Raw genomic sequence first — 4400 nt, forward strand, 5'->3', positions numbered from 1 at the left:
AATTTAACTCGTACAAATTTCGCAAGCGACTCAAAGTCCCTGAAGCAAAACCGAGTAGAGCGCGTCTATCTCGTCATCGTCAAGCAGCAGCGTAGAGCGCTCGCTAAAGAGCATTTTTATCTTTTCTATCGCAAAACCCTTTTGTGCGGCGCAGTGCTCGTGAGCGGGCAAGAAGCTCCTGGCTAGCGCAACTCTATCCTCCACGGGCTCGTCGCAGATAAAGCAAAAAAGCTCGTCGTGTAGCCTGCCCTCGGCCTCTAAAATGCGCACGTAGCTCTCGATGAGTAGGCGTTTGGGAGCGCCCCTGTCAAAGCGCGAGGCGCAAAGCTCAAGCTCGCGAAAATACACCTCGTCTATCTGCACGACGTCTCGCAGGTGCGCGTAGAGTAGGCGCATAAACTGCTGCCACGCGAGTAGCCGCTCGCGCGAGAGTAGCCAGCGGTAGCCTAGGTGCAGGACGCTGCGCAGGTGCGGGAGGAAGTTTTCGCCGCCTTCGAGCTCGAAGTCGATCTTGTAGCCTTGCAGGACGTTTGAGTGGCGTGCGCCGTAGAAGCGGTAGGATTTGACTAGCAGCGAGGGCGTGAGGATGTAGACGAGTAGGTCCTCGTCACGCACTTTTTGCGTGTGCAGGATGTAGCCTTGCATGGTTAGAAAAAGGTTTGGATTTTTTGGCGCAGGATGTCTGGCTCGGCGATGTGATTTATCTCGTCGCGAAAGGCGCTTGCGCCGTCTATGCCTTTGGAGTAGCGGTGTAGGTGCTTGCGAAATATCGCCGCTCCGTGCTCGCCGTAGTGCTCGATCATCGCGTCAAAATGCGCCAAGATGATCGCCTTTTTCGTCGCCGCGTCGATACTGCTGCCCGTCTTTATCTCGTGGAAAACCCACGGCTTGCCGATGCAGGCGCGTCCTATCATTAGCGCGTCGGCGTTGGTTAAATTTAGCACGTCGGCCGCATTTTCGGGCGAGATGTCGCCGTTTGCGATGACGGGGATGGTTACAGCTTCTTTGGCTCGGCAGATCGCGGCGTAATCTACCGCTGCCGTGTAGCCGCCCGCTCTTGTGCGTCCGTGAAATGCGATGTAGTCTGCTCCGGCATCCTGCGCGGCGAGGGCTAAAATTTCGGGTATTTTCTCGTCAAAGCCCAGGCGCAGTTTGACGCTAGTCATTTGCTTGTTTGAGGTTTTTTTGATGGTTTCTACGATGCGTTTTAGATTTGAGATATCTTTTAGCAGAGCAGAGCCTGCGGACTGTTTGACGACCTTTGGCACTGGGCAACCGCAGTTTAGATCGATACCGTCGATGCCTTCGATACCGTTTAAAATTTCCACCGCTTTTTTGACGATGTCTGCGTCGCTACCCGCTATCTGCACGATATAGGGCGTTTCAAGCGGCGACTTTTTGAGCATCTCAAGCGTTTTGGTTCCTTCGTAAACCAGGGCGTTTGCGCTAATCATCTCGCTCACCGTCACGTCGCAACCAAACTGCTTGACCACGCTTCTAAGTGGCAGATCCGAAAAGCCCGCGAGCGGAGCTAGAAAAAGCGGTTTTTTTGAAAAATCTATCAGCAATGCGCGTGCTTGAAAAATAGATCTGTCGGGACGTTTTTGCCGCTTTGTCTGAGGTAGAGCAGGGTGCGGAAATTTTGATATTCGCCTGCTTCAAGGCCTGCTAAAACCTCCTGCGCGCGCTCGAGCATCTCAAACTCAAACAGCAGATAGACATACGCTTCCTGCGCCTCTTGGCGTTCGTTTTTGAGCCGCTCAAAGATGCCGATGATAGCGTCCGGAGCGATTTTGCTTTTTAGCGTCGCGGCGCTGATGCCAAAGCTGTCTTTTGAAATTTTATCCGAATTTAACAGCTCCAAAATCTCGTCGTTGCTCAAATTTATCTCGTCTTTGGCAAAGCGGGCGACAAGAGTCATGATCTCTTTTTCGTCCAGATCGGGGGCAAATTTTTTGATATCGGCGAGCGAGCCTAAATTTATTAGCTTTTTCCTTGCTTCGCGGACTATTTCGCCTTGATCGCCCATAGGTTTTTTAAGCGTTTCTAGATAGTATCCGTCCAAATTCGCTATTTTGTTTAGCTCGTTTTTGATAAAGAGCGGATTGTCCTTAGGGAGCTTAAATTTCTTTAGGTCGGCGACTTCGCCGTTTTTGACCGCACGCATTGTATCTAGGGCGTTTTGTAGCTCCTCGCCCTCGATGCTCGCGTCTTTATACCTATCCCATGGCGAGAGGACTCTAGCTATTTGGGACGGGATTTTATAAAAGTTCGTTTTAAAGTCTTTGTTCGTATCAAGGCCTAGTAAAATTTCTTTGCCTAGCTCTCTGTAAAATTTCTCATCGTGCGAAATTTTGCGTTTAAAGGCGTAAAATTTAAACCCGTGATAGGCCATGTGAAGCACGCAAAATAGCATCAAAATCGCAGGCGGCAGTATCATCCAGACGGCGATGGGTAAATTTAGCGCATACTCGGTGCCGCTGCCAAAGAGGGCAAATTTAAGATGAAGTTCGTAAGAGCCGTTCTCAAAAAAATAAACGATCGCGCCGACTACGACCAGGTAAAGCACGGCGCAAGCTATAAAACGTTTGATTTGCATGGCGTACCCCTATTTTGCGGTTTTTTCCACTATCTCACGGCAGGTGATGCAGTATTTTGCGTGCGGTTTGACGCGCAGACGCGCCAGCCCGATCTCCTCCTCGCACATCTCGCAGATGCCGTAGGTTTTATCGGCGATCTTTCGCAGCGAGACGTCGATCTCGGTTAGTTCTTGTCTTTGTTGAGCGCTGATTGATTGCTCGATGAGCTGATCGGCGTTTACGGAGGCGATATCAAACTCGTCGCTGACACCGCTTTGGCGTAGTCCTGCCATCTCGTTTGACGAGTCTAAAATATTTTTAGTTATCTGTGCTTTTCGCTCCAGTAAAAGTGCCTTAAACTGCTCCAAGTCGCTTTTGCGCATTTTGTTCCTTTATTTGTGATATGGGTGGTTAGCGTTTATGCAAAGAGCTCTGAAAATCTGCTCGTGAAGCATAAGCTTTGCTATCTTGTGCGCCATCGTCATGCGGCTTAGGCTGACGACTGCATCTGTTTTTTGTTTAAAATTTTGACTAAGTCCGTAAGCTCCGCCGATAAAAAACGAAATTTGAGCCTTGTTAGAGATGAGTTTGGCAAACTCCTCGCTGTTAAATTCGCGACCCGCTTCGTCAAGCGCGACGCAAAAGCCGTTTAAATTTGGCTCATAAACCTCGTCGTAAGCTTTTAACGCTTCGTCTCGCCCCTTGCTTTGGGCTTTGGCGATCTTGTCGTTAAAGATAACGACGTCTGAAATTTTGGCGAATTTCGACGACATCTTCGCGTACTCTTTGATCTCGTTTTCAAAATTTTCACATTTTGACTTTTGGATGCAAAACACGGAAATTTCCAAATTTATTCCTCGTCGTCCAAATTTTGAGCGCTAGGCTGCTTAGCGGCGTAGGCTGGGTTGTTTGAGAGTAGCCTTATCATATCGCTTAAAAACTGCTTATGCTCTTTACGCTCGACTATAGCGTCTATTAGACCGTGCTCTAGCAAAAACTCCGATCTTTGAAAACCCTCGGGCAGATCGGCTCCGATGGTTTGTTTGATAACGCGCTGTCCGGCAAAGCCGATGAGGGCGCCCGGTTCTGCGATGATGACGTCGCCCAGCCACGCGAAAGACGCGCTCACGCCGCCCATCGTAGGATCGGTTAGGACCGATATATAGGGCACCTTAGCCTCGTCAAGCAGCTTTAGCGCGGCGGAAGTTTTTGACATCTGCATCAGCGAAAACGTACTCTCCTGCATCCTTGCTCCGCCCGAAGCCGAGACGATGATGAGAGGCTGCTTTTTATCGAGCGACCTTTTTACGGCGCGCACGATCTTTTCGCCCTCGACCGAGCCTAAAGACCCGCCCATAAAGCTAAAATCAAAAACCGCCAGCTGCACGTTCATACCGTCGATCTTGGCCTCGCCGCAGATCACTGCCGAGCTTCTGCCGGTCTTTTCCTCGTTTTCGCTTATACGTTTTTTATAGGATTTTTTATCGACGAATTTGATCGGATCGACGGGCTTTAGCTTGGTGTCAAGCTCGACGAAACTACCTTCGTCGCAGATCATCGCTATCCTCTTGTCGGCGGCTAATCTCATGTGAAAACCGCACTTTGGACAGACATTAAAATTTGCCTCAACCTCTTTGTAATACATTAGCGAGTGACAGCTGTCGCATTTGACCCAGTGCGCCGGAGCCTCGCTAGGAGCGGATTGTTGCTTTCTTGTTTTGGAAAAAAAATCTAAAAAGCTCATAGTTCCTACTTTTAAAAAATTTAGGGATTATAGCCAAAGTTAGCTTATGTTTTGCTAGTCGGGTATTAAATTTACGC

Annotated in this window: 6 protein-coding genes; all 6 read right to left on the reverse strand. The window is 49.4% G+C overall.

What is annotated here, in order from left to right; translation table 11 throughout:
• Positions 1-30: 30 nt before the first annotated feature.
• From recO to accD, 6 genes are read right to left on the reverse strand one after another with little or no spacing between them, the layout of a single operon-like run.
• Positions 31-645 carry a recombination protein RecO gene (gene recO / locus RYL88_RS11730; RefSeq protein ID WP_314991520.1) on the reverse strand — a complete coding sequence of 205 codons (615 nt, stop codon included), beginning with the start codon at positions 643-645 and terminating at the stop codon, positions 31-33.
• A 2-nt stretch (positions 646-647) separates the two neighbouring features.
• Complete coding sequence (locus tag RYL88_RS11735; RefSeq protein WP_314991525.1) at positions 648-1565, reverse strand: tRNA-dihydrouridine synthase; 918 nt, start codon at positions 1563-1565, stop codon at positions 648-650.
• Positions 1562-2599 (reverse strand): hypothetical protein, encoded by a 1038-nt coding sequence (locus RYL88_RS11740; RefSeq protein ID WP_314991521.1) that lies wholly within the window; start codon positions 2597-2599, stop codon positions 1562-1564. Before RYL88_RS11740 ends, RYL88_RS11735 begins: the two co-directional genes overlap by 4 nt.
• A gap of 9 nt (positions 2600-2608) precedes the next feature.
• Positions 2609-2962 (reverse strand): RNA polymerase-binding protein DksA, encoded by a 354-nt coding sequence (gene dksA, locus RYL88_RS11745; protein WP_314350890.1) that lies wholly within the window; start codon positions 2960-2962, stop codon positions 2609-2611.
• Between the two features lie 9 nt (positions 2963-2971).
• A complete protein-coding gene (locus RYL88_RS11750; protein ID WP_314991522.1) occupies positions 2972-3427 on the reverse strand; it encodes a 23S rRNA (pseudouridine(1915)-N(3))-methyltransferase RlmH in 456 nt (151 codons plus the stop codon).
• Between the two features lie 2 nt (positions 3428-3429).
• Positions 3430-4323, reverse strand: coding sequence for an acetyl-CoA carboxylase, carboxyltransferase subunit beta (gene accD, locus RYL88_RS11755; protein ID WP_314991523.1), 894 nt, complete (start codon positions 4321-4323; stop codon positions 3430-3432).
• Positions 4324-4400: the final 77 nt, after the last annotated feature.

The sequence above is a fragment of the uncultured Campylobacter sp. genome (genome assembly GCF_963517995.1).
GTDB lineage: Bacteria > Campylobacterota > Campylobacteria > Campylobacterales > Campylobacteraceae > Campylobacter_A.

Bases quoted from the DNA above. Each gene is read 5' to 3' on its own strand.
- recO (WP_314991520.1), bottom strand. From the start codon at position 645: ATGCAAGGCTACATCCTGCACACGCAAAAAGTGCGTGACGAGGACCTA.
- RYL88_RS11740 (WP_314991521.1), bottom strand. From the start codon at position 2,599: ATGCAAATCAAACGTTTTATAGCTTGCGCCGTGCTTTACCTGGTCGTA.
- dksA (WP_314350890.1), bottom strand. From the start codon at position 2,962: ATGCGCAAAAGCGACTTGGAGCAGTTTAAGGCACTTTTACTGGAGCGA.
- accD (WP_314991523.1), bottom strand. From the start codon at position 4,323: ATGAGCTTTTTAGATTTTTTTTCCAAAACAAGAAAGCAACAATCCGCT.